This is a genomic window from Kitasatospora sp. NPDC059812, assembly GCF_042732075.1.
Lineage (GTDB): Bacteria > Actinomycetota > Actinomycetes > Streptomycetales > Streptomycetaceae > Kitasatospora.
In genome coordinates, this window is record NZ_JBHWIO010000023.1 from 58650 (window position 1) to 83713 (window position 25064).

Below are 25064 nucleotides of genomic sequence, written 5' to 3' on the forward strand. Positions count from 1 at the left end.
ATATACCTTGGCTTGGCCGCGGCCCGCTACTGTTTTTAATAACCCCCACACTCTCCCAACCCGGCGCGGGCGCCCCGGCCGGACTCGAAGTCCCGCCGGGCCGCCGTTCGAGGAGCAGGCCCCGTTCGAGGAGCGGCCCCGTTCGAGAAGCAGGCCCCGTTCGAGAAGCAGGCCCCGTTCGAGGAGTGGGCCGTCAGTCGCCGCAGCAGGCCCCGCCCGCCGGAGCGGCCAGGGGCAGCGCGGCCGGGGCACCGATGCCCGGCAGGCCGAGCATCACCCCGGCCGGCTTGGCCGCGGGCTTGGCCTGGCGCTTCTCCCAGGCGTCGCCGGCCCGGGTGCGGCGCACCGCGAGCGACGGGCCCTCGGCGAGCAGGTGGTGCGGGGCGGCGTAGGTGATCTCGACGGTCACCACGTCGCCCGGACGCACCGGCTCCGTCGGCCTGCTGAAGTGCACCAGCCGGTTGTCGGGGGCGCGGCCGGAGAGCCGGTCGGTCTTGTCGTCCTTCTTGCCCTCGCCCTCGGCGACCAGGATCTCCAGGACGCGGCCGACCTGCTTCTTGTTCTCCTCCCAGGAGATCTCCTCCTGGAGGGCGATCAGCCGGTCGTAGCGGGCCTGCACGACGGCCTTCGGCACCTGGTCCGCCATCTCGGCGGCCGGGGTGCCGGGGCGCTTGGAGTACTGGAAGGTGAAGGCGTTGGTGAAGCGGGCCTCGCGGACGGCGTGCATCGTCTGCTCGAAGTCCTCCTCGGTCTCGCCGGGGAAGCCCACGATGATGTCGGTGGAGATCGCCGCGTCCGGCATGGCCTCGCGGACCTTCCGGATGATCCCGAGGAAGCGCTCCTGGCGGTAGGAGCGGCGCATCGCCTTGAGGACGGTGTCGGAGCCGGACTGCAGCGGCATGTGCAGCTGGTGCATCACGTTCGGCGTCTCGGCCATCGCGGCGATCACGTCGTCGGTGAAGTCGCGCGGGTGCGGCGAGGTGAAGCGGATCCGCTCCAGGCCCTCGATCTGGCCGGCGGCGCGCAGCAGCTTGGAGAAGGCCTCGCGGTCGCCCAGGTCGGAGCCGTAGGCGTTGACGTTCTGGCCGAGCAGGGTCACCTCGATGACGCCCTCGTCCACCAGCGCCTCGATCTCGGCGAGGACGTCGCCGGGGCGGCGGTCCTCCTCCTTGCCGCGCAGTGCGGGGACGATGCAGAAGGTGCAGGTGTTGTTGCAGCCGACGGAGATGGCGACCCACGCGGCGTACGCGGACTCGCGGCGGGTCGGCAGGGTGGAGGGGAAGGTCTCCAGCGACTCCAGGATCTCGACCTGGGCCTTGCGCTCGACCGCGGCCCGCTCCAGCAGCGCCGGCAGGTGGCCGATGTTGTGGGTGCCGAACACCACGTCGACCCAGGGGGCCTTGCGGACGATGGTGTCGCGGTCCTTCTGGGCGAGGCAGCCGCCGACGGCGATCTGCATGCCCTTGTGGCGGGTCTTGACCGGCGCCAGCTGCCCGAGGTTGCCGTACAGCTTGTTGTCGGCGTTCTCCCGCACCGCGCAGGTGTTGAACACGACCAGGTCCGGGTCGCCCTCCTGCCCGGCCTTGACGTAACCCGCGTCCTCCAGCAGGCCGGACAGCCGCTCGGAGTCGTGGACGTTCATCTGGCAGCCGTACGTGACGACCTTGTAGCTCTTCAATCCGCTCTCACCGCTCACCAGACCAGGGTACGGGCAGCCGCGAAGCGCTTTTCCCCCACCGTTTCCCCTCCCGTTCCGGCGGAGCGCCTGGCAGTATCCCTGCATGACCCCCACCACCCCGTCCCGTCTCGGCGCCGCCGTCCGCACCGCGGCCCGCAGCCCGCTGTGGCGGACGGTGCTGGTGCTGGTGCTGCTGGTCGCGGGGCTGGGCGGCTGGTGGCTGTCGGCGGGCCGCTCGCCCGGCTACCCGCGCGGCGAGACGCGTTTCGCGACCGGCGTGCAGCGCGGCGTCTACGACCGGTACGGGCAGTTGCTGGAGGCCCACGTCGCCAAGGCCATGCCGGGGGTGCGGCTGGCCCTGGACAACACCGAGGGCTCGATCGACAACCTGGCCCGGGTGACCAGCGGCCAGGACGACTTCGCGATCGCCACCGCCGACGCCGTCGCCGACTACCAGGGCCCGGGCAAGGACCGGCTGCGGGCGATCGCACGGCTGTACGACGACTACCTCCAGCTGATCGTCCCGTCCTCCTCGACGGTGCACCGCACGGCCGACCTCAAGGGGCTGCGGGTCGGCGTGGGCCTGCCGCAGTCCGGGGTGAACCTGGTGACCAGGCGGCTGCTGGCCGCGGCCGGCCTGGACCCGGACCACGACATCGTCCCGGTGTCGGCGGGCGTCGGCGACGCCGCCGACCAGCTGCGCGAGAACAAGCTCGACGCCTTCTTCTGGTCCGGCGGCCTGCCGACCAGCGCCCTCACCGACCTGTCCGACCACATGCGGATGCGGGTCGTGCCGCTGGGGGACCTCGCCGGGGCCATCCACAAGATGGAGGGCGGCGGCACCGACGCCTACCGGGCAGCCACCATGCCCAAGGGCACCTACCCGAACGCCGACCCCAAGGACGCCGTCGCCACCGTGGCCGTGCCCAACCTGCTGATCACCCGGGACGACGTGGACCCGGGCCTGGTCGAGGGCATGACCCGGGCGGTGATCGACAGCCGCGACCAGATCGGCTCCCAGGTGCACGCCGCCCAGCTGGTCGACCTGCGCACCGCCGTCTACACCGACCCGCTCCCGCTGCACGAGGGCGCGGCCCGCTACTACCGCTCGGTGAAGCCCTGAAGGTCCTGAAGGTGGAGCCCTGAAGGCGAGGCCCTGAAGCCCGGAAACCGTACGGGCGCTGCGGGCCCGTACGGGCTACCGCTTCTCCGGCCGCGGCACCGTCAGCGTCACCGCGAGCCCGGTCGGCTCGACCGGGGCGAAGGCGAGCGAACCGCCGCCCGCCGCCAGCAGGGTGCGGGCGATCGACAGGCCGAGCCCGGAGCCGTCCACGTTCTGGTGCCGCGGGCTGCGCCAGAAGCGGTCCCCGGCGCGGGGCAGCTCGTCCTCGGCGAGGCCGGGCCCGGCGTCCGTGACGGTCACCGCGACCTCGTCCCGGCGCACCGAGACCTTCAGCCGCACCCCGCTGCCGGCCGGGCCGAACTTGAGCGCGTTGTCCAGCACGGCGTCCAGGGCGGAGCCGAAGCCGATCGGGTCCGCCATGCCGACGGCGAGCGCCGGGCCCTCCCAGCTCAGCTCGATCCCGCGCTGCTCGGCGACCGGCCGCCAGGCGTCGACCCGGGCCAGGGTGAGCGCGGCGAGGTCGGTCTGCTCGGGTTCGGGGCGGGCGTGCTCGGCGGTGGCCAGGCCGAGCAGGTCGTCCAGAACCCGGGCCAGCCGGACGCCCTCCTCCCGGACGCCGCCGAGCTCCTCCTCGTGCCCCTCGGGCAGTTCCAGGCCGAGCACCTCGACCCGCAGCAGCAGGGCCGCCAGCGGGTTGCGCAGCTGGTGCGAGGCGTCCGCGACGAAGGCCTTCTGCTGGTCCATGGCGAGCACCACGTGGTCGGCCATCTCGTTGAACGAGCGGGCCAGCCGCTGCAGCTCGGGCGGGCCGCCGCCGGGCGCGACCCGGGCGGCCATCCGGCCGGTGGCGATGTCGTGGGTGGCCCGGTCGAGGGTGCGGACCGGGCGCAGCACCCACTCGGTGAGCCGGCCGGCCAGCAGCACCGCGACGATCATCGCGGCGGCCTCGCCGGCGCCGATCACCAGCCAGCTGTGCAGGATCCGGGTGCGCAGCGCCCCGGTGGGGGACTCGCTGAGCACCACCGCGACCACGTCGCCGTCGCGCACCACCGGGGTGGCGACGGTCAGGGTGCGGTCGTCGGTCCACGGCCAGACCTGGGGCGGGTTGTGGCTGCGCCGCCCGTCCAGCGCCTCCTGAAAGGCCTGCGCGCCCCAGCCGCGGGGCACCCGCCAGTCGGCGGGGGCGGCGGCGATCGGCACGCCGTCGCGCTGGAAGATGCCCAGCCGCACGCCGTACAGGTCGTGGTAGCGGCGGACCTCGGCGTCGATCGCGCGCCGGCGGCTGACGTCGCCGGGGGCGGGCTCCGGGTCGCCCTTGAGCGCGGACTCCACCGCCGAGGGGCCGGAGGTGGGCAGGTCCTGGGCGAAGCGGGCGGCGTCGTCGAGCCGGTCGACGACCACCCTGCTCTGCTCGGCCGCCGCGACCGCCGCCGCGAGCGGCAGCCCCAGGGCGGCCAGGACGCAGAGCATGAGGGCGATCAGGATGCCGAGCAGGCGGGTGCGCACGTGCGGTCAGCGCTCCGCGGGGGCGGGCGGGGCCGGGTCCGCGGCGGGCGCCGGGGACTCCGGGATCAGGCGGTAGCCGACGCCGCGGACGGCCTCGACCAGGCCGGGCAGCGCGAGCTTGTTGCGCAGCGAGCCGATGTGCACCTCCAGGGTGCGCCCGTTGCCCTCCCAGCCGCTGCGCCAGACCTCGCTGAAGATCTGCTCGCGCCGGTAGACCACGCCGGGGCTCTGGGCGAGCAGGGCGAGCAGGTCGAATTCCTTGCGGGTGAGCGGCACGTCCCGGCCGTCCACACTGACCCGGCGGCGCTCCCGGTCGATCCGGATGCCGCGGGACTCCAGCGGGCCGCGCTGCTGTGGGACGGCGTCGGGCGCGGGCGCCGCCACCGAGGCGGGGGCGGCGCCGCGGCGGGCCACCGCGTGGATGCGGGCGAGCAGCTCGCCCATGTCGTAGGGCTTGGTGACGTAGTCGTCGGCGCCCAGGTTGAGGCCGTGGATCCGGGAGCGGATGTCGGCGCGGGCGGTGACCATGATCACCGGGACGCCGCTGCCGGCCCTGATCCGGCTGCACACCTCGAAGCCGTCGCGGTCGGGCAGCCCGAGGTCGAGCAGCACCACCCGGTACGGGTCGCTTCCGTCCGGCACCAGGGCGTCCAGCGCCTCGTGCCCGCTGCGGGCGTGCCGGACCTGGAAGCCGTGCCGGCCCAGTACCGCGACCAGCGCGGCGGCCACGCGTTCGTCGTCCTCGACGAGCAGCAATCGCATCCTGTTCTCCTCCTTCCCCCACCTGATCGCCGGGACCGCCTGGTCGGGCCCCGGTCCTGCGCAGTATGAGCCAGTGGGCGGCCCGGCGCCAGGCTCGGTCGCCCGACGGCTGCCACGGGGCGGGGCGCGCCGGCGCGGACGCCGGCTGTCACATGCCCCGTTGGCGCCCCGGCGAACAGCCCGCGAGCAGCGTGTGGCCGTTTCGTGATCCTCAAGTTCCGCTCAGATCGGCTGACGGCACGTCGTCATCACTCCTATGGTCGGCCCACCGGGGGCTGCGGCTCCGCCGGTCGCGGCTCCCGGATTTCGTACCACCATTGCCGCCCAAGGGAGTTCAGACTTTCACGGGCCGACACGAGGGAGCAGGCGCGATGGCCGAGAATCCGGTCGAGGACTCCACCCCTGCAGCCGCCCCCCTGGTCGTGCTGAGCAGCGTGAACAAGCACTACGGCGCGCTGCACGTCCTCCAGGACATCGACCTGAAGATCGTCCAGGGCGAGGTCGTGGTCCTGATCGGGCCGTCCGGCTCCGGCAAGTCGACGCTCTGCCGAACGATCAACCGGCTGGAGACCATCGACTCCGGCACGATCACCATCGACGGCCGCCCGCTGCCCGACGAGGGCAAGGAGCTGGCCCGGCTGCGCGCCGAGGTCGGCATGGTGTTCCAGAGCTTCAACCTGTTCGCGCACAAGACGGTGCTGGAGAACGTCGTCATCGGCCAGGTCAAGGTGCGCGGGATCGCCCGGGCGCAGGCCGAGAAGACCGCCCGCGGGCTGCTGGAGCGGGTCGGCGTCGGCGCGCAGGCGGACAAGTTCCCCGCCCAGCTCTCCGGCGGCCAGCAGCAGCGCGTGGCGATCGCCCGGGCGCTGGCGATGAAGCCCAAGGTGATGCTCTTCGACGAGCCCACCTCGGCCCTCGACCCGGAGATGGTCAACGAGGTGCTGGAGGTCATGCGCCAGCTGGCCGCCGACGGCATGACGATGGTCGTGGTCACCCACGAGATGGGTTTCGCCCGCTCCGCCGCCAACCGCGTGCTGTTCATGGCCGACGGCCGGATCGTCGAACAGAACACCCCGGACGCCTTCTTCACCGCGCCGCGTTCCGACCGTGCCAAGGACTTCCTCTCGAAGATCCTCCACCACTGACGCTTCGAGACCACGCGGGGCCGCCGCCGGCAAGGACGCCAGGCGGCCCTGCCCGTGCACGCACCTTCCAGACGCCAGAGCCCGGTTAGCCGTGGCCCAGCTCCCAGGAGAACAACCCTCATGAGGACTCGTCGCACCCTCGCCGTCGCGCTCTGTGCCGTCGCGCTCACCGCCACCGCCGCCTGCGGCAAGGACGGCTCCCCCGGCGCCACCGCCGCGAGCAGCGGCAACGCCCCGGCGCTGCCCACCTACACGGTCAAGACCGACGTCAAGATCGACTCGGCGATCCTCGCCGAGGCGAAGAAGCGCGGCCAGCTGATCATCGGCGCCAAGGCCGACCAGCCGGGACTGGGCTTCGAGGACGTCGCCAGCGGCGACCGCAGCGGCTTCGACATCGAGATCGCCAAGATGGTCGCCGCCGACCTCGGCTTCAGCCCGCAGCAGATCAAGTGGCAGACGCTGGTCTCCTCGCAGCGCGAGCCGGCCATCGCCAAGGGCCAGATCGACTTCTACGTCGGCACCTACAGCATCAACGACGAGCGCAAGAAGACGGTCTCCTTCGCCGGCCCGTACTACATCGCCGGTCAGGACTTCCTGGTGAAGGCCGACAACACCTCGATCACCGGCCCGGAGAGCGTCGGCGGCAAGAACGTCTGCACCGCCACCGGCTCCACCTCGATCAAGAACATCCAGCAGTACAACCCGAAGATCACGCAGTTCGACACCTACTCGGCCTGCGTCGAGAAGCTGCTGTCCGGCGAGGTCGACGCGGTCACCACCGACGACGCGATCCTCAAGGGCTACGCCTCCAAGTACGCCCCCAAGCTCAAGGTGGTCGGCAAGCCGTTCACCAAGGAGAACTACGGCGTCGGTCTCAACAAGGACGACGCGGTCCTGCGCAACGCCATCAGCGACGCGCTCAAGGCCCACGAGGACAACGGCGACTGGAAGAAGGCCTACGACGCGACCCTGGGCGCGTCCGGCTCCGCCGCGCCGGCCGTGCCGGCCCTCGAACGCTACTGATCCGGTCCACGCCCGACCATCCGTCCTGACCATCTGATGAGAGGAGGGCCGCCGGATGGGGTTCCTGTTCGAGCAGGACAACTTCGCGTTGTTCCGCGACGGCTTCCTGCAGACGATCGAGCTGAGCGCGCTCAGCGCCCTGCTCGCCCTGCTGCTGGGCACCCTGCTGGCGGCCTTCCGGGTCTCCCCGGTGCCGGTCCTGCGTGCCTTCGGCACCACCTGGGTCACGCTGTTCCGCAACACGCCGCTGACCCTGCTGTTCTTCGCCGTCACCTTCGGCCTGCCGCCGCTCGGGGTGCACTTCAGCCACCTCACCTTCGCGGTGCTGGCGCTCGGCGGCTACACCGCCTCGTTCGTCTGCGAGGTGATCCGCTCGGGCATCAACACCGTGCCGCTCGGGCAGGCCGAGGCGGCCCGCAGCCTCGGCATGAGCTTCGGTCAGACCCTCACCCTGATCATCCTGCCGCAGGCCACCCGGACCGTCCTGGCCCCGCTGAGCAGTGTGTTCATCGCGCTGCCGAGGAACTCGGCGATCGCCGGCGCCTTCAGCGTCAGCGAGCTCTACAGCGTGCAGCAGACCCTCTCCGAGCGCGGCTACGCGATCTTCGGGATCTTCTTCTGGGTGGCCTGCGCCTACCTGGTGATCAGTGCCACGGTCGCCACGCTGTTCCGCGTCCTGGAATCCCGACTGGCGGTGGCCCGATGAGCAACCTCTTCACCCGCACCCCCACGGCCAGCGTCCTCTACGACGCCCCCGGCCCGCGGGCCCGCACCCGGTACCAGCTGTTCGGGGTGCTGGCGCTGATCGGCGTCGCCGCCCTGCTCCAGTACGTCTTCACCGCGCTCTCCGACAACGGCCAGTTCGACCCTCATCTGTGGGACGCGTTCCAGTACAACACCGTCCAGCAACGCATCGCAGACGGCCTGCTCTCCACCCTGGAGGCCTTCGGCCTGGCCGCGCTGTTCTCGCTCACCCTGGGCGGCCTGCTCGCCGCCGGACAGCTCTCCGACCACAAGCCGGTCCGCTGGGCGGCCGTCGGCTTCGTCCAGTTCTTCCGGGCGATGCCGCTGCTGATCCTGATCGTCGCGCTCTACTACGCGTTCTTCGCGAAGGAGCCGATGTGGGCGCTTGTCATCGGCCTCACCCTCTACAACGGCTCGGTGCAGGCCGAGATCATCCGCAGCGGCGTCAACGCCGTCCCGCGTGGCCAGGCCGAGGCGGCCTACGCGCTCGGCATGCGCAAGACCCAGGTGATGGCCGGCATTCTGGTGCCGCAGGCGATCCGCTCGATGCTGCCCTCGATGATCGGCCAGCTGGTCGTCACCCTGAAGGACACCTCGCTCGGCTTCGTCATCACCTTCAACGAGCTGCTGTTCGTCGGCAAGGCGATCGCCAGCCAGCCGATCAACGCCGCGGGCTTCCCCTACATCCCCGTGGTGCTGGTGATCGGTCCGATCTACATCGCCATGTGCCTGCTGCTGACCGCCCTCGCCCGGTGGATCGAAGCGCGCGGCCGTCGCGGCGCGAACCGGCGCACTTCAGCTGCTGCTTGACGCACACGCAGGTGAACTGTTGCATTGCTCTTCGTGACACCTCCCGGGAGCATCCACGCGGCATATGCGGCAGCGGTAACTGACGCCGGCCCATCGGCCGGTTCGTGCCCGGAGGTCACCGCATGGACCCGGTGATCGTGGTCGGGGCCGGACCGGTCGGTCTGGCCCTGGCCCTCGCCCTCGCCCGGCACGAGGTGCCGACCATCGTCCTGGACGAGGGCTCCGGGCTCTGCCCCGAGGGCCCGCGCAGCGTCGTCCTCGGGGCCGACACCGCCGCCTTCCTCACCCGGATCGGCTACCCGCGGGCCGTCTCGGACTCCGCCCTCTGGGACTCCTTCACCGTCTGGCGCCGCCGCCAGGAGGTCCTGCGGATCGACCTCACCGACTCCCCCGCCTTCCACCTGCCCCAGCACCGCCTCCAGCGCGGCCTGCGCGACGCCCTCACCGGCACCCCGCTGGTCCGGCTGGTCCCGCTGAGCCGGGTCGTCGAACTCGAACAGGACCGCGACGGCGTCAGCGTCCGCACCCACGGCACCCAGGACGGCTCCAGCACCTGGTGGCGCGGCAGCCACCTGGTCGGCTGCGACGGCGCCAGATCCGCCGTCCGCAAGCTCCTGAAGATCCGCTTCCCCGGCCGCCCCGCCGTCGACCGCAACGCCATCGCCACCGTCCGGGTCGACCTGCCCTTCCACGAGGCCCGGCTGCACCGCGAGCCCCCGTGGCGCGGCGACCGCGAGGCCTCCGCCCGCCCGCTGCCGGACGGCGTCTGGCGGCTCGACTGGCGGCTGCCCCCCGGGCGGCCCGCCCCCACCGAAACCGTCGACCCGCACGCCACCTGGCCCGGCGTCGTCACCGGCGACACCCTGCTCACCCGGGTCACCGCCACCCTCACCGGCTGGTGCGGCGAACTCCCCCGCTTCGACCTGCTCGCCGCCGCCGACCACACCGCCCAGCAGCGCCTCGCCGCCCGGTTCCGCAGCGGCCGCTGCTTCCTCGCCGGCGACGCCGCCCACCTGCACGGCGCGCTCGGCATGCAGAACCTGGCCGACGGGCTGCGCGACGCCGACAACCTCGCCTGGCGGCTCTCCCTCGCCTGGCACCTCCACTCCGGCGGCCCGCAACCCGGCGGCTCCCTGCTGGACGGCTACGAGGCCGAACGGCGCGGCGCGGTCGGCGCCCGGCTGCGCGCCGTCGACCAGTCCATGCCGCTGCTGCGCCCGCTGCGCGGCTGGCAGCAGACCCGGCGCTCGCTGCTGGTCGGCGGCTTCCGCAAGCACGCACCGCTGCTCGCCGACGGACAGCTCGGCACCGGCCGCTTCGGCGGCGCGCCCGCCTACCCGGCCGCGCCCTCGGGCGTCCCCGGCCGGGTACCGGTCCAGCGCGGCGCCCGCGGCACCACCTCGCTCAGCGAACTGCTGCCGGCCACCGCCCCCGGCGTGCTCGTCCCGGACCTGCCGGTGCTCGCCGCCGACGGCACCCCGGACCACCTGCACGCCCGGCTCGGCGTCACCTTCCTGCTGCTGCTGGTCGCCCCCGGCACCGCCGTCTGGTCCGCCGAGCACTGGCTGGGCGCCGGCCTGATGCCCCGGCTCGCCGAGGTCGCCGCCGCGCTGCCGGTGCCCGCCGAAGTGCTGGTCACCGAGGAGTACCCGGAGGCCGGGCCGCACACCGTGCTGCTGATCCGGCCGGACGGGCACCTGGTCGGCGCCACCCAGGGCGCCGCCGCCGAGGACCTGCTGGCGCTCGCCGACCGCGCCCGGGGCGGTCCGGCCCCGCTCGCCGGCGCACCCGAACCCGAGCCCGACCAGAGCCCAGCGCCGGAGCCCGCCGCCCGCCAGGCGCCCCAGCAGGTGGACTCCCCCAGCGCGTAGGGCCCTGGCGCGAGCCCCGGGCGTGCACCCCTGCGCGCGCCCCGGACGTGCGCCGGACAGGACCTAACTCGCCACCGCGATGGCCCGACTTTCCCGGACCACCGTCACCCGGATCTGGCCCGGATAGGTCAGCTCCTCGGAGACCTGCCGGGCGACCTCCCGGGCGATCAGCTGCGCCCCGAGGTCGTCCACCTCCTCCGGCCGCACCATCACCCGCACCTCGCGCCCCGCCTGCATCGCGTACACCTCGGCCACGCCCTCGTGCGCGCGGGCGATCTCCTCCAGCCGCGCCAGCCGCCGCACGTACACCTCCAGCGACTCCTTGCGCGCCCCGGGCCGCCCGCCCGAACAGGCGTCCGCGGCCTGCGTGAGCACGGCCTCCACGGTGCGCGGCTCCACCTCGCCGTGGTGCGCGGCGATCGCGTGCACCACCTCCGGGGACTCCCCGTGCCTGCGGGCGAAGTCCGCGCCGACCGCCGCGTGGCTGCCCTCGACCTCGTGGGTGAGCGCCTTGCCGATGTCGTGCAGCAGCGCCGACCGCCGCACCGGCTCCGGGGCCACCCCGAGCTCGGCGGCCATCATCCCGGCCAGGTGCGCGGACTCCAGCAGGTGCCCGAGCACGTTCTGCCCGTACGAGACCCGGTAGCGCAGACTGCCCAGGGTGCGGACGAGCTCGGGGTGCATCCCGCCGACCCGGGCGTCCAGCAGGGCGTCCTCACCGGCCCGGACGCAGCACTGCTCGACCTCCTCGCGGCTGCGCTCGTGGACGTGTTCGATCCGGGTCGGGTGGATCCGGCCGTCCTCGACCAGTTGTTCCAGGGTGAGCCGGGCGGTCTCCCGGCGGACCGGGTCGAAGCAGGAGAGCTGCACCGTCGCGGGGGTGTCGTCGATGATCAGGTTGACGCCGGTGACCGCCTCGAAGGCACGGATGTTGCGGCCTTCGCGGCCGATGATCCGGCCCTTCATGTCCTCGCTCGGCAGCCGGAAGACGGTGACCGCCGTCTCGGCGGTCTGCACCGACGCCAGCCGCTGGATCACCCCGGCGAGGATGCCCCGGGCCCGGCGCTCGCCCTCCTCCCTGGCCTCGCGCTCGATCTCCCGGACCGTGACCGCGGCCTCCCGCCGGGCCGTGGTCGCGGCCTCGCGCAGGAGTTCGGCGCGGGCCTGCTCGGCGGAGAGTCCGCCGGCCCGCTCCAGCACCGCCACCCGGCGGGTCACCAGCGCCTCGGCCTCGCCCCGGGTGCGCTCCAGTTCGGCGGAGCGCGCGGCGAGTTCGTCCTCCCTGGTCCGGACCCGGCGCAGCTCCTCGGCCAACTGCTCCTCGCGCCGGGCGAGTTCGGCCCGCTGCCGGGAGGTCTGCTGCTCGGCCCAGCCGCGGACGCGCTCGGCCTCGACGCCGACGCGCCGCTGGGCGGCCCGGAGCCGCTTGGCCAGCAGCCCGACCAGGACGGCGAGGAGCAGCAGGACGGCGCCGGCCGACCCGGCGAGTGGCAGCAGGGAGGTGTCCGGTCCGGTGCCCGCAGAGATCCTCATGCCGCCCACTCCCCGTCACCGCTGTCCGCCGCCCGGCGTGGACCGCCGTCCGGAAGCGCCCCCGCACTGAGTGCGAGGCTAGGTGCGGGTCACGAAACGGTCAAGACTCGACCTGGACTGGACCAAGAAGCGTACGCAATGGCTACCGGACGGCCACTAGTCCCTCCCGGTTCCTGACGGTTCGCCCGGCTCCTCCTCGTCCAGCGCGCTGCGCACCACCCGGAACGCCAGCCCCTCGGAGTAGCCGCGCCGGGCCAGCACACCGACCAGCCGCCGCATCCGGACCTGCGGGTCCAGCCCCCGGGTGGACCGCAGCTTGCGGTCGACCAGCGCCCGGGCGGCCTCGGTCTCGTCGTCGTGGTCGAGCTGGGCGACGGCCTGTTCGACCAGGTCCGCGGCCACGCCCTTGGTGCGCAGTTCCTGGGCCAGCGCCCGCCGGGACAGGCCCCGGACGGCGTGCCGGGACTCCACCCAGGCCGCGGCGAAGGCCGCGTCGTCGATCAGCCCGACCTCTTCGAGCCGGGTGAGCACCTCGTCGGCGACGTCGTCCGGGATCTCCCGCTTGCGCAGGGCGTCGGCGAGCTGTTTGCGGCTCTTGGCGGCGCCGGTGAGCAGCCGCAGGCAGATGTCGCGGGCGCGGGTCTCGGGATCGGCCGTCTCCTCGGCCCCGGCCCGCTTCCGCCCGGTTCGGCCGGTACGGGCGGAGGGGTCGTGCTCGTCACCCGGAGCGCCCGTCTCGTCCGAGGCGTGCCCGGCGGAGCGCCCGGCCGCAGCGCGCCGCCCACGACGCGCGCCGGGACCGGTGTGCGGGGCCGGGGCGGTCACACCCCCGTGACCGACCGCCCCGGCCTCGCTCCGGCCCTCGCCCGCCGCCGGGGAGCCGGCCTCGTCGAACTCCTCGGCCGCCAGTGCCGAGCGCCGCCTGCGGCGGCCGGTGGGCAGTTCTGAGGCGGAGACCAACCCGAGCTCGCCGACCGACGGCTCCGCCGGTGCCGGCCCGGGCGCCGCGCCGCGCACCGCCCGGGCCGGCTCCCGGTCGAACTCCGGCTCCGAACCGGATGCCCACTGTGCGGCGGAGGACCGCTCCCGCCGCCGCCCCTTCCGGGGCTGCGACCGCTCCCGGGGCGTCGCCTCGAACGGCGGCTCCGGCTCCCCCGCCACGGCGGCGAACCAGTCCGGCGGCCCGTAGTCGTCGCCGTCCGGACCCGCCGGGCCGCCCTCACCCACTGCGTCGTGCTGCGTCAACGGTTCAGGCCTTGGCGGCCGCCGCCGTCTTCTTCGCCGCGGCCGTCTTGGCGGCGGTCGCGGTGATCGGCTTCGCGGCGCCGTCGGCGGCAGCAGCCGCCGCCTCGCCCTCGGCCGGCTCCTCGGTCTTCGGGCCGATGCCGAGCTTGCCCTTGATCTTCCGCTCGATCTCGTCGGCGAGCTGCGGGTTGTCCCGCAGGAAGTTGCGGGCGTTCTCCTTGCCCTGGCCGAGCTGGTCGCCCTCGTAGGTGTACCAGGCGCCGGACTTGCGGATGAAGCCGTGCTCGACGCCCATGTCGATCAGGCCGCCCTCGCGGCTGATGCCGATGCCGTAGAGGATGTCGAACTCGGCCTGCTTGAACGGCGCGGCGACCTTGTTCTTGACCACCTTGACGCGGGTGCGGTTGCCGACCGCCTCGGTGCCGTCCTTCAGGGTCTCGATCCGGCGGATGTCCAGCCGGACCGAGGCGTAGAACTTCAGCGCCCGGCCACCGGTCGTGGTCTCCGGCGAGCCGAACATGACGCCGATCTTCTCGCGCAGCTGGTTGATGAACACCGCCGTGGTGCCCGACTGGTTCAGCGCACCGGCGATCTTGCGCAGCGCCTGGCTCATCAGCCGGGCCTGCAGACCGACGTGCGAGTCACCCATCTCGCCCTCGATCTCCGCACGCGGGACGAGCGCCGCGACCGAGTCGATGATGATCAGGTCGACAGCGCCGGAGCGGATCAGCATGTCCGTGATCTCCAGCGCCTGCTCACCGGTGTCCGGCTGGCTGACCAGCAGGGCGTCGGTGTCCACGCCGAGCTTCTTGGCGTACTCGGGATCGAGCGCGTGCTCCGCGTCGACGAAGGCGACCGTGCCGCCGGCCCGCTGGGCGTTGGCCGCCAGGTGCAGGGTCAGGGTGGTCTTGCCGGAGGACTCGGGGCCGTAGATCTCGACCACCCGGCCGCGCGGGATACCGCCGACACCGAGGGCGACGTCCAGGGCGGTGGACCCGGTGGGGATCACGTCGATCGGCTCGTTGGCCTTCTCGCCCAGGCGCATCACCGAGCCCTTGCCGAACTGCCGCTCGATCTGAGCGAGTGCGTTCTCAAGGGCCTTCTCGCGGTCCGTACCTGCCATGGCTTCCACCCTCGGGTTCTGTGCTGTGCGCTTCATCGTCCTCGACGCTAGCGCGTCCCACTGACAAACGAGCCCGACCCGGCTCCGCCTGTGGAAAACTCCTCGCCGGAGAGTACAGAGAACAAATGTTCGATTCAAGCTTCGCACGTCCGAACGGTGCCACCACCACCGGCCGGGTCACCTCCCGTCGCCGCCGACCATCCGCCGCAGCCGCCGCGCCGCCTCCCGGCGCAGCTCCCGCCGGGCCCGCCGCTGCTCGCCCCGGTCGATCCGCGGGTCGGTGGCCACCTCGTACCGCCGCACGTACGTCCCGACGAAGCCCTGCAAGGTGGCCGCCGCCGGGATGGCGATCAGCGCACCCACCGCGCCGAGCAGCGCCGCGCCCGCGATCACCGCGCCGAACGCGACCGCCGGGTGCACGTCCACCGTCCGCGCGGTGATCCTCGGGTGCAACAGGTAGTTCTCGACCTGCTGGTAGACCACCACGAAGATCAGCACCCAGAGCGCGTCCACCGGCTGCACGGTGAGCGCCACCAGCACCGGCAGCGCGCCGGCCAGGTACGTCCCGATGGTCGGCACGAACTGCGACATGACGCCGACCCAGACCGCCAGCGCGGCCGCGTACGGCAGGTCGAGCAGCGCGAACATCACCCAGTGCCCGGCCGCGGAGACCACCGCGAGCAGCGCCCGGGAGTACAGGTAGCCGCCGGTCTTGGCGAGGGCGATCTCCCAGGCCCGCAGCACCTCGCCCTGCTTGGCGGGCGGCAGCATCGAGCAGACCGTCCGGCGGACCCGCGGGCCCTCGGCGGTGAAGTAGAAGGTGAACAGCCCGACCGTGAAGGCCTGGAAGAGCCCGCCGATCACGGTGGAGGAGAGGCCCCAGACGTTGTCGGCGGCCTGCTGGGCGTAGCTCTCGATCGCGCCGGAGTCCTTGAGCAGCTTCTTCTGCAGCTCGCCCAGCGACAGGTCCTGATGGAACGTCCGGTTCACCCAGTTGATCAGGTTGTCGACCAGGTGCGGCAGGTCCCCGGCGATCTTCGCGACCTGATCGACCAGCAGCGTGCCGAGCGCCGCGAGGAACCCGATCACCGCGATCCCCACCGCGACGAACACCAGGAAGGTGCCGATCCCGCGACGCACCCCGCGCGCCGCCATCCGGTCGACGGCCGGTTCCAGCGCCAGCGAGAGGAAGAAGGCCACCAGCAGCATCACGAAGAGGTCGATCAGCTGGTGGAAGGCCCAGTCGGCGAGCTGGAACAGCCCGACCAGCACCAGGGCCAGCACCATCGCCCGGGGCAGCCAGCGCGGCATCCCGCCACCCCAGAGGCCGCCGGCCTCGCCCTCCGGCAGCCGCGGTTCGGGCGGCGGACCCGGAGCCTCGTCGGCGACCCGCGCCGTCCTGTCCGAATTCTGTGCTTCTGCGCTGCTTGTCACTCCGACAGTCTCACCCATCCCCCGGAGCCGCCCGAGCACCGGGCACCCCGCCGGGGCGGGGTCGGTCCCGCGGGCGGGCGGTGGTCAGCGCAGCACGCCGGAGACGCCCTGGGTCTCGCAGACCACCCGCCAGACGTCCTTGGCCTCCCAGCCCGACTCCAGTGCCTGCCGCACCGTCCGCCCGCCGAGTTCGCTCATCACATGGTCGGAGGCGAAGGACTCCGCGTACGTCTCCCCGAAGTGCGCGTGCATCCGTCGCCAGAACTCCGTCAGCCTCATGGCTCCAGTATCCCGGACCGCGCGGCGCCGTCCGGGGCCCGCCACTGCCCGGCCGTCAGCGCGTACTCGACCTCGCCGTGCTCGCTGCCGGGGATCGCCTCCGGGTAGTCCTCGTGGAAGGTGCGGACGAACGACAGCCCGGTCTTCTCCATGACCCGCCGCGAGCCCGCGTTGACCGTCATCGTGTACGCCACCACCCGCCGCACGCCCAGTTCGGTGAAGCCGCGGCGGACCAGCGCCCGCGCCCCCTCCGTCGCGTACCCGAGCCCCCAGGCGGCCCGGCGCAGCCGGTACCCCAGTTCGACCTCGGAGCGGTCGCCGTCCCGCGTCGGCCGGAACTCGAACCAGCCCAGGAAGGCCCCGCCGGCCCGCTCCTCGGCCGCCCACCAGCCGAGGTCGCCGTACCGCCGGTAGTGCGCGAGGTACAGCGGCAGCAGTTCGCCCTCGACCTGCTCCCGCGCGGTCGGCCGCCCGCCGGTGAGGTGGCGCATCACCTCCGGGTCGCCGTCCAGTTCGACCAGGTGGTCGACGTCCGCTGCGGTGAAGCGGCGCAGCACCAGCCGCTCGGTGGTGAGGAAGACGGTCACGCCCCGATCCTCACCGACCCGCCCGGGCGGCGTCACCCGGTTTTCCGCCCGCCTCAGCGCGGCAGCGCGAGCAGCCCGGCACCGAAGTACTGCCGGGCCCCGCAGGCGTACGGCCCGGGCGGGCAGGCGGCCGCCGCGGTGCCGGCGAGCAGGGCGGCGAGCGGGCCGGAGCCGTAGTCCGGGTGCAGGGCGGCGGCCACCGCGACCGCGCCGGTGACGTGCGCCGCCGCCATCGAGGTGCCGGCCAGTGCCGCGTACTGCCCGCCCGGCCAGTCGGAGACGATCGCGCCCTGCGGCCCGCTGTCCGGGTCGCCGCCGGGGGCGGCCAGCGAGACCCGGCCGCGGCCGTAGTTCGAATAGCCGGACGGGCGGCCGTCCCGGTTGACGGCGGTGACGGTGACGACGCCGGGCAGTTCGCCGGGCAGCCGGATGCACTCGGTGCCCAGGTAGCGGGAGCGGGCCGGGCCGGAGACCCGGTCGTTGGGGCTGCGCTCGTCCGTCCGGGTGGCGCCGAGGTCCTGCCCGTCGTTGCCCGCCGAGGCGACCACGACGGCACCCTTGCGCTGGGCGTAGCCGGAGGCCCGGCCGACGGCGGCGATCAGCGCGGCCTGGTCCTGGTCCTCCGGGCAGTTGTACTTCCACGGGTCGGCGAAGTAGCTGTTGTTGATCGCCTTGGCGCCGTGGTCGGCGGCCCAGAGCATGCCGCAGACGATGTTCTCGGCGTAGTACTGGCCGAGCGGTCCGAGCAGCCGGACGGCGGCGATCCGCACGCCCGGCGCGACCCCGGTGATGCCGTGGCCGTCCCGGGTGGCGCCGACGATCCCGGCGACATGGGTGCCGTGGCCGCTCTCGCTGACCCCGGGGTCGGGCCGCCAGGAGCCGGAGCGGGCGTCGGGCCGGCCGTCGGCGCAGGAGACGGAGGCCTTCGGGTCGACGGCGGCGCGCAGGTCGGGGTGGGTGTCGTCGACGCCGGAGTCGAGCACCGCGACCAGCACCTTGTGCAGTGCGTCGGCGGTCGGCGCGCCGGCGGGACCGCGGATCCCGGTGGAGGTGTCGCCGGCCCGGGCGCCGGCGCCGCCGAGCATGGCGAGGTTCCACGGGTCGCCCTCGCTCGGATCGGGCACCGTGACGGTGCCGCCGTCCTGCCGGTCGGTGCTGTCGCGCCGGGCGCTGTCGGTGCTGCGACGGGCGTGATCGGTGCTGCTGCGGCCGGCGCGGTCGGCGCGGTCGGTACCGGCGGCGAAGTCCCCGGCGCCGTCCAGCAGGCGGGGCGGGGCGACCACCGGTTCGGTCCGGGTGGTGCCGACGGCGGCGATCCCGGGCCGGGCCCGCAGCGTGCCCGCGAAGCCGCCGGTGGCGTACGCCAGGACGGCCCCGATCTGCGGGTACTCCTGGACCACCTGCCCGCCCGCCGCCCGGCTCTCGGCCCCGGCCAGGGCGGCCCCGGCGGCGTCCTCCTGCTCGGCGAGCACCAGGTAGCTGAGGTAGGGCCGGCCGGATCCGGAGACGTACGGGACGGCGCCGCCGACCACGAGTGCGGTGAGCAGCATCGCGAGCAGCGCCCGGGCGGGCCCGCGGACGCGGCGGCGGGCGGCACGGGCGGGACCGCCGGACGGGTTCACCTGCGCCATCGCACGGTCTCCGCTCGTCGGTCCGGTGGGTCGGGGGTGGGTCACTGGCCTGATTCATCACCATATGAGCGGATTTGCCTTTTTGCTCCTTTAACTACACCCATGCTCACCACACCCGTGCGACCTCCGCTCCCCCACCCCGGTTGTCGGTGCCACCCGGCACCATGGGGGCATGGCGCCCCCGCACCCGACCCCGCCGAACGACGACCCCCTGGCCGGATTCGCCCCGACCACCCGGGCCTGGTTCACCGGCGCCTTCTCCGCCCCCACCACCGCCCAGGCCGAGGCCTGGCGCGCCATCCGGCAGGACACCGACGTCCTGGTGGTCGCCCCCACCGGCTCCGGCAAGACGCTCGCCGCCTTCCTCTCCGCCCTGGACCGGCTGAGCAGCACCCCGCCCCCGGCGGACCCCAAGCGCCGCTGCCGGGTCCTGTACGTGTCACCGCTCAAGGCCCTCGCGGTGGACGTCGAGCGCAACCTGCGCGCCCCGCTGACCGGCCTGCGCCAGGCCGCCGTCCGGCTCGGCCTGCCCGAGCCCGAGGTCCAGGTCGCCACCCGTTCCGGCGACACCCCCGCCGCCGACCGCCGCCGCTTCGCCACCCACCCGCCGGACATCCTGATCACCACCCCCGAGTCGCTGTTCCTGCTGCTCACCTCCGCCTCCCGGGAGGCGCTGCGCGGCGTCGACACGGTGATCCTCGACGAGGTGCACGCCGTCGCCGGCACCAAGCGCGGCGCCCACCTCGCGCTCAGCCTGGAGCGGCTGGACGAACTGCTGGAGCGCCCGGCCCGCCGGATCGGCCTGTCCGCGACCGTCCGCCCGGTCGAGGAGGTGGCCCGCTACCTCAGCCCGCAGCGCGGCGCCGTCGTCGTCCAGCCCGCCGCCGCCAAGGAGTTCGACCTGTCGGTGGTCGTCCCCGTCCCCGACCTGGACGACCTGCCCGCGGCCCCGGCCACCGGCGCCTCCTCCGACGCCGACCCGCAGCGGCAGGCGTCGATCTGGCCGCACGTCGAGGAGCGGATCGTCGACCTGGTGCAGGCGCACCGCTCGACCATCGTCTTCGCCAACTCCCGCCGCCTCGCCGAGCGCCTGTGCAACCGGCTGAACGAGATCGCCCTCGAACGGGCCACCGGTGAGCCGCTGCCCGAGGCGCACTCCCCCGCCCAGCTGATGGCCGAGTCCGGCGTCGCCAAGGGCGCCCCGCCGGTCATCGCGCGCGCCCACCACGGCTCGGTCTCCAAGGAGCAGCGGGCGCTGGTCGAGGAGGAGTTGAAGGCCGGCCGGCTGCCCGCCGTGGTCGCCACCTCCAGCCTGGAACTGGGCATCGACATGGGCGCCGTCGAGCTGGTCGTCCAGGTCGAGTCCCCGCCCTCGGTCGCCTCCGGCCTGCAACGGGTCGGCCGGGCCGGCCACCAGGTCGGCGCCGTCTCCACCGGCGTCTTCTTCCCCAAGTACCGCGGGGACCTGGTGCAGTCCGCCGTGGTCACCGAGCGGATGCGGGCCGGCCGGATCGAAGCGCTGCGCGTCCCGCGCAACCCGCTGGACGTGCTCGCCCAGCAACTGGTCGCGATGACGGCGCTGGACGCCTGGCCGGTGGACGACCTGCTCACCGTGGTCCGCCGCGCCGCGCCCTTCGCCACCCTCCCGCAGTCCGCCTTCGAGGCCGTACTCGACATGCTGGCCGGCCGCTACCCCTCGGACGCCTTCGCCGAGTTGCGCCCCCGGGTGGTCTGGGACCGGGTGGCCGGCACCGTGACCGGCCGCCCCGGCGCCCAGCGGCTCGCCGTCACCTCCGGCGGCACCATCCCCGACCGCGGCCTGTTCGGCGTCTTCATCGCCGGCGCCGACCCCAAGAAGGGCGGCGGCCGGGTCGGAGAGCTCGACGAGGAGATGGTCTACGAGTCCCGCGTCGGCGACGTGTTCACCCTCGGCACCACCTCCTGGCGGATCCAGGAGATCACCCACGACAAGGTGCTGGTCACCCCCGCCCCCGGCGTGCCCGGCCGGCTCCCGTTCTGGAAGGGCGACACCCTCGGCCGCCCGCTCGAACTCGGCCGCGCCCTCGGCGCGTTCACCCGCGAGCTGAGCGCCCTGCAGCCCGCGGCCGCCACCGCCCGGCTGCACCGGGCCGGCCTGGACGACTGGGCCGCCGCCAACCTGCTCGACTACCTCGCCCAGCAGCGCGCCGCCACCGGCCACCTCCCGGACGACCGCACCATCGTCGTCGAGCGCTTCCGGGACGAGCTCGGCGACTGGCGGATCGTCATCCACTCCCCCTTCGGCGCCCAGGTGCACGCCCCCTGGGCGCTCGCGCTCGGCGCCCGGCTGCGCGAGAAGCACGGCCTCGACCCCCAGGTCATGCACGCCGACGACGGCATCGTGCTGCGCCTGCCGGACGCCGACCTCTTCGCCGCCGACTTCGACTTCAACAGCCCCCCGGAGCGGTCCGGTTCGGACGAGGCCCCGGTCGGCGCCGACGCCGCCCTGTTCGACGCCGCCGAGATCGAGCAGCTGGTCACCGACCAGGTCGGCGGCTCGGCCCTGTTCGCCTCCCGCTTCCGCGAGTGCGCCGGCCGTGCCCTGCTGCTCCCGCGCCGCAGCCCCGGCCGCCGCACCCCGCTCTGGCAGCAGCGCCAACGCGCCGCCCAACTGCTCGAAGTCGCCTCCGAGTACGGCTCGTTCCCGATCGTCCTGGAGGCCGTCCGCGAGTGCCTCCAGGACGTCTTCGACGTGCCGGGCCTGGTCGAGCTGATGGGCGACCTCGAATCCCGCGCCGTCCGCCTGGTCGAGGTCACCACCCCCGAGCCCTCGCCCTTCGCCCGCTCCCTCCTGTTCGGCTACGTCGCCCAGTTCCTCTACGAGGGGGACTCCCCGCTCGCCGAGCGCCGCGCCGCCGCCCTCTCGCTCGACTCCCGGCTGCTGTCCGAACTCCTCGGCCAGGCCGAGCTGAGCGAACTGCTCGACCCGCAGGTGCTCGCCGAGTTGGAGGCCGAGCTCCAGCGCCTCACCCCCGAGCGCCGGATCAAGGACGCCGAGGGTGTCGCCGACGCGCTGCGCCTGCTCGGCCCGCTCACCGAGGCCGAGTTGGCGGCCCGCGGCGCCGAGCCGCTCTGGGCCCTGGAGTTGGAGGCCGCCCGCCGGGTGATCCAGGTCCGGATCGCCGGCGAGCGGCGCTGGTCCGCCGTCGAGGACGCCGGGCGGCTGCGCGACGCGCTCGGCACCCCGCTGCCGGTCGGCGTCCCCGAGGCCTTCACCGAGCCGGTCAAGGATCCGCTGGGCGGCCTGCTCGCCCGCTACGCCCGCACCCACGGCCCGTTCGCCGCCGCCGAGGCGGCCGCCCGCTTCGGCCTCGGCACCGCCGTCGTCACCGGCACCCTGCACCGGCTCACCGCCGCCGGCCGCCTGGTCCAGGGCCAGTTCCGCCCACCCGTCGCCCGCCGGCCCCCTTCGCCGGAGGCGCTAGGCACCACTCCTCCCGACCACACCACCACCGAGTGGTGCGACGCCGAGGTCCTGCGCCGGCTGCGCCGCCGCTCGCTGGCCGCCCTGCGCCAGGAGGTCGAACCCGTCCCGCCGCGCGCCCTGGCCGCGTTCCTCCCGCAGTGGCAGCACCTGGCCGGCCACCGGCTGAGCGGCCCGGACGGCCTGCTCCGGGTGGTCGAACAGCTCCAGGGCACCGCCCTGCCCGCCTCCGCCCTGGAAAAGCTGATCCTCCCGGCCCGGCTCACCGGCTACTCCCCCGGCCTGCTGGACGAGTTGACGGCGGCCGGCGAGATCGGCTGGTGCGGGGCCGGCGCGCTGCCCGGCAAGGACGGCTGGCTCAGCCTGCACCTGGCCGAGCACGCCCACCTGCTGCGCCCCGAGCCCGTCCCGCCCGCGCTCACCCCCGTGCACAGCGCGCTGCTGGCGGCGCTGGCCGGCGGCTACGGCCTGTTCTTCCGCCAGTTGGTCCAGCAGTTGCCGGAGGAGACCCCGGAGCCGGAGATCGTCGAGGCGCTCTGGGACCTCGTCTGGGCCGGGTACGTCACCAACGACACCCTCGCCCCGCTGCGCGCCCTGCTCGGTTCCGGCCGGACGGCCGGTGCCACCGCCCACCGCGTGCCCCGGGCGACCCCGCGCGGCCGCTACGGCGGCGCCGGCCGCGCCTTCGGCCGGGTCGGCGGCGCGCTGCGCGGCGGCCCGCCGACGGTGGCCGGGCGCTGGTCGCTGCTGCCCGCCTTCACCACCGACCCGACGGTCCGGGCCACCACCCAGGCGCAGAGCCTGCTGGACCGGCACGGCCTGGTCACCCGGGGCGCGGTGGCGGCCGAGCGGGTGCCGGGCGGCTTCGCCGGGGTGTACCGGGTGCTCGCCGCGATGGAGGAGCGCGGCCGGGCCCGCCGGGGCTACTTCGTCGAGGGGCTGGGCGGCGCCCAGTTCGCCATGGAGGGCGCGGCCGACCGGCTGCGCTCGGTCAACGGCCGGCTGGAGCGGGCCCGGGCCGCCGAGTGGCCGGCCGCCCCGGCCACCGAGCCGCCGCAGGTGCTGGTGCTGGCCGCCGCCGATCCGGCGAACGCCTACGGCTCCGCACTGCCCTGGCCGGAGCCGCCGACGGTCCCCGGAGCCAAGGAGGCCCGGGCGCACCGCCCGGGCCGCAAGGCGGGCGCCCTGGTGGTGCTGGTGGACGGCGAGTTGGCGCTGTACGTCGAGCGGGGCGGCAAGTCGCTGCTGGCCTGGCCGGAGGACGGCGCCACCCGGGCGCTGGCGGTGGGCGCGCTGGCGGCCGCGGTCCGCGAGGGTGCGCTCGGCAGCGTCACGGTCGAGCGGGCGAACGGCGAGCCGGCCCTCGGCTCGGCGCTGGGCGCCGCGTTGGAGGAGGCCGGTTTCCACGCCACCCCGCGCGGCCTGCGCCTGCGGTCCTCCTGAGGTCCGCCGACGCCGAAGGCCGCGGGGCATCCGGTGCCCCGCGGCCTTCGTTCGCTCGTATCACCCGTTCGAGTGGCTCAGCCGACCGTCGGCGGTTGCGCCGCCACCCGGGCCACGGCCTCCTTTGACGGGCGCCGCTGCGGCCCGGTGGCGTTCCGGTCGGCGTGGACCGGGATCAGGCCGAGTCCCCAGCCGCCGGCCGCGAGCAGTCCCAGCACGGCGCCGTCGGCCAACTGTCCCCGGACCGCCGGCAGCCACCAGACCAGCCCTGCCGTCAGGATCACCAGGACCCGGCGGGCCGGCCACGGTATCAGTAGCCGCAGCCGTATTCGAGCCTCCGTGCACGCCGTCGCGGATCTCCGCACGACCGCCCTCCTTCGCTCGCCCCGGGCACCAGGAGCCCGGGAGTCGAGGCCGGGTTCAGGCGGCGACCACGTCCATCGCGGCGGCCTTGGGCGACATGTTCGCCCGGTCGGTGCCGGGGGCGGGCAGCGGAACCGGTTCGAGTACCGGCCTCAGCAGATCACCTTCGGAGAGGGTGGCCATCGCCGCAAGTTCAGCGAGCGACAGTTCGTCGCTGACCTCGCGCATGACCTCGGACATCCGGACGTCGAGCGCGTCGCAGATGGCGGAGAGCAGCTCCGAGGAGGCCTCCTTCTGTCCCCGCTCGACCTCGGAGAGGTAACCGAGCGAAACCCTGGCTGCCGCCGACACCTCGCGGAGTGTGCGGCCCTGGCGCTGGCGCTGCCGACGCAGTACATCGCCCAGTAGGCGACGAAGCAGGATCATCGGTGCCTCCCTCCTCGGACTGCGGATCGAGATGTCACGACCCCACCGTACCGCCTTGCCCGCTTCGCGTGCGGGGACCCTGGTCGTGTTCACTCTGGGCTGCAAGGCCGTCCCCCTCCTCGTTCCGGTGTCGTTTCCGGGTCCGCGGGCCCCTCGTGGTACCCCTCGCGGACCGCCCGGCCACCGTCACGCAACTCGTTCGCCACCTGGTTTCTGCCCAACCAGGCCCTTGGATGTAACACGATCCTCCAGCTGTGCCATGCCCGCGGACCGGATCGGCGGATCTCGGTTCGGTGGAGATCGCCGCGATCGGGGCTCCACCACGCCTCCGCGGCGCCTCCAACGGGCTGCGGGACGCCCGGGTGCGGGCCCCGCGGGGTTCAGGTCGTGGGCGTACCGGCCCGGAGCCGCCCGACGAACAGCTCCAGAGCGGCGGTCACCGCCCCGTGACGGATTCTGGCACGCCCGCCCGACAGCCGGGGCGAACTGACCAGAGTTCCCTCCGGACCGGCGACCGCCAGGTGTACGGTGCCCACCGGCTGCCCGTCCTGCGGGTCCGGCCCGGCCACCCCGGTCGTCGCGATCCCGTACGTGGCCCCCAGCAGCCGGCGCACGCCCTCGGCCATCTGCCCCGCCACCACCGGGTGGACCGGCCCGTACACCGCCAGGAGCCCCTCGTCCACGCCGAGCACCGAGGCCTTCAGCTCGGTGGCGTACGCGGTGACCGAGCCCCGGAAGGTCGCGGACGCCCCGGGGACGTCGACCAGGGCGGCCGCGAGCAGCCCTCCCGTCAGCGACTCGGCGACGGCCAGCGTGCCGCCCCTGGCGCGCAGCGCCTCGTGCGCCCGTACCGCCAGCTCGTGCTCCGTCACCCG

At 74.0% G+C, this 25064-nt stretch carries 20 protein-coding genes; 7 read left to right on the forward strand and 13 right to left on the reverse strand.

Annotation, left to right across the window (positions count from 1 at the left end; all coding sequences use genetic code 11):
- Positions 1-193 precede the first annotated feature (193 nt).
- Entirely contained in the window at positions 194-1696 is a 1503-nt protein-coding gene (gene miaB, locus ACFV6D_RS14820) for a tRNA (N6-isopentenyl adenosine(37)-C2)-methylthiotransferase MiaB (protein WP_279634927.1), read from the reverse strand.
- An 85-nt stretch (positions 1697-1781) separates the two neighbouring features.
- Here miaB and ACFV6D_RS14825 point away from each other — a divergent pair, with 85 nt between their 5' ends.
- On the forward strand, positions 1782-2801 hold the full coding sequence (locus ACFV6D_RS14825) for a TAXI family TRAP transporter solute-binding subunit (protein ID WP_079135875.1): 1020 nt from the start codon (positions 1782-1784) through the stop codon (positions 2799-2801).
- A gap of 75 nt (positions 2802-2876) precedes the next feature.
- Here ACFV6D_RS14825 and ACFV6D_RS14830 read toward each other — a convergent pair whose 3' ends face one another.
- Together ACFV6D_RS14830 and ACFV6D_RS14835 are read right to left on the reverse strand one after the other, a co-directional pair.
- The gene (locus ACFV6D_RS14830; protein ID WP_063349331.1) at positions 2877-4307 is read right to left on the reverse strand and encodes a HAMP domain-containing sensor histidine kinase; all 1431 of its coding nucleotides are present in this window, start codon (positions 4305-4307) and stop codon (positions 2877-2879) included.
- A gap of 6 nt (positions 4308-4313) precedes the next feature.
- Positions 4314-5069: a response regulator transcription factor gene (locus ACFV6D_RS14835; protein WP_380559926.1), complete on the reverse strand. Its 756-nt coding sequence runs from the start codon at positions 5067-5069 to the stop codon at positions 4314-4316.
- A 371-nt stretch (positions 5070-5440) separates the two neighbouring features.
- Between ACFV6D_RS14835 and ACFV6D_RS14840 the strand changes: the two genes are divergently transcribed.
- The 5 genes from ACFV6D_RS14840 to ACFV6D_RS14860 all read left to right on the forward strand — a co-directional run bounded on the left by ACFV6D_RS14840 (position 5441) and on the right by ACFV6D_RS14860 (position 10662).
- Entirely contained in the window at positions 5441-6214 is a 774-nt protein-coding gene (locus ACFV6D_RS14840) for an amino acid ABC transporter ATP-binding protein (RefSeq protein WP_063349329.1), read from the forward strand.
- Between the two features lie 120 nt (positions 6215-6334).
- Positions 6335-7237 carry a glutamate ABC transporter substrate-binding protein gene (locus tag ACFV6D_RS14845; RefSeq protein ID WP_380336426.1) on the forward strand — a complete coding sequence of 301 codons (903 nt, stop codon included), beginning with the start codon at positions 6335-6337 and terminating at the stop codon, positions 7235-7237.
- Positions 7238-7292: 55 nt separating this feature from the next.
- A complete protein-coding gene (locus ACFV6D_RS14850; RefSeq protein WP_063349327.1) occupies positions 7293-7943 on the forward strand; it encodes an amino acid ABC transporter permease in 651 nt (216 codons plus the stop codon).
- The gene (locus tag ACFV6D_RS14855; protein WP_380428664.1) at positions 7940-8791 is read left to right on the forward strand and encodes an amino acid ABC transporter permease; all 852 of its coding nucleotides are present in this window, start codon (positions 7940-7942) and stop codon (positions 8789-8791) included. The genes ACFV6D_RS14850 and ACFV6D_RS14855 overlap by 4 nt, the downstream gene beginning before the upstream one ends.
- A gap of 122 nt (positions 8792-8913) precedes the next feature.
- Positions 8914-10662: an FAD-dependent monooxygenase gene (locus ACFV6D_RS14860; protein WP_063349325.1), complete on the forward strand. Its 1749-nt coding sequence runs from the start codon at positions 8914-8916 to the stop codon at positions 10660-10662.
- Positions 10663-10725: 63 nt separating this feature from the next.
- Here ACFV6D_RS14860 and rny read toward each other — a convergent pair whose 3' ends face one another.
- The 7 genes from rny to ACFV6D_RS14895 form a co-directional block, all read right to left on the reverse strand.
- Complete coding sequence (gene rny, locus ACFV6D_RS14865) at positions 10726-12195, reverse strand: ribonuclease Y (RefSeq protein ID WP_380559928.1); 1470 nt, start codon at positions 12193-12195, stop codon at positions 10726-10728.
- A gap of 156 nt (positions 12196-12351) precedes the next feature.
- The gene (recX, locus tag ACFV6D_RS14870; RefSeq protein WP_380559930.1) at positions 12352-13440 is read right to left on the reverse strand and encodes a recombination regulator RecX; all 1089 of its coding nucleotides are present in this window, start codon (positions 13438-13440) and stop codon (positions 12352-12354) included.
- 4 nt (positions 13441-13444) lie between these two features.
- Positions 13445-14563, reverse strand: a complete 1119-nt coding sequence (gene recA, locus ACFV6D_RS14875) for a recombinase RecA (RefSeq protein ID WP_063349323.1) — start codon at positions 14561-14563, stop codon at positions 13445-13447.
- A 177-nt stretch (positions 14564-14740) separates the two neighbouring features.
- On the reverse strand, positions 14741-15997 hold the full coding sequence (locus tag ACFV6D_RS14880; RefSeq protein ID WP_380336445.1) for an AI-2E family transporter: 1257 nt from the start codon (positions 15995-15997) through the stop codon (positions 14741-14743).
- Positions 15998-16081: 84 nt separating this feature from the next.
- Positions 16082-16276, reverse strand: a complete 195-nt coding sequence (locus tag ACFV6D_RS14885; protein WP_063349322.1) for a DUF3046 domain-containing protein — start codon at positions 16274-16276, stop codon at positions 16082-16084.
- On the reverse strand, positions 16273-16863 hold the full coding sequence (locus ACFV6D_RS14890) for a GNAT family N-acetyltransferase (RefSeq protein WP_363374392.1): 591 nt from the start codon (positions 16861-16863) through the stop codon (positions 16273-16275). Before ACFV6D_RS14890 ends, ACFV6D_RS14885 begins: the two co-directional genes overlap by 4 nt.
- A gap of 53 nt (positions 16864-16916) precedes the next feature.
- Positions 16917-18494, reverse strand: a complete 1578-nt coding sequence (locus tag ACFV6D_RS14895) for a S8 family serine peptidase (protein WP_380559932.1) — start codon at positions 18492-18494, stop codon at positions 16917-16919.
- Positions 18495-18666: 172 nt separating this feature from the next.
- Here ACFV6D_RS14895 and ACFV6D_RS14900 point away from each other — a divergent pair, with 172 nt between their 5' ends.
- Positions 18667-23400, forward strand: coding sequence for an ATP-dependent helicase (locus tag ACFV6D_RS14900; protein ID WP_380559934.1), 4734 nt, complete (start codon positions 18667-18669; stop codon positions 23398-23400).
- Between the two features lie 77 nt (positions 23401-23477).
- Here the strand turns inward: ACFV6D_RS14900 and ACFV6D_RS14905 are convergent, their stop codons facing one another.
- The 3 genes from ACFV6D_RS14905 to ACFV6D_RS14915 form a co-directional block, all read right to left on the reverse strand.
- Positions 23478-23765, reverse strand: coding sequence for a hypothetical protein (locus ACFV6D_RS14905; RefSeq protein ID WP_380377579.1), 288 nt, complete (start codon positions 23763-23765; stop codon positions 23478-23480).
- A gap of 55 nt (positions 23766-23820) precedes the next feature.
- On the reverse strand, positions 23821-24189 hold the full coding sequence (locus ACFV6D_RS14910; RefSeq protein WP_049660741.1) for a helix-turn-helix domain-containing protein: 369 nt from the start codon (positions 24187-24189) through the stop codon (positions 23821-23823).
- Positions 24190-24569: 380 nt separating this feature from the next.
- The gene (locus ACFV6D_RS14915) at positions 24570-25046 is read right to left on the reverse strand and encodes a CinA family protein (protein WP_380377605.1); all 477 of its coding nucleotides are present in this window, start codon (positions 25044-25046) and stop codon (positions 24570-24572) included.
- Positions 25047-25064 lie beyond the last annotated feature (18 nt).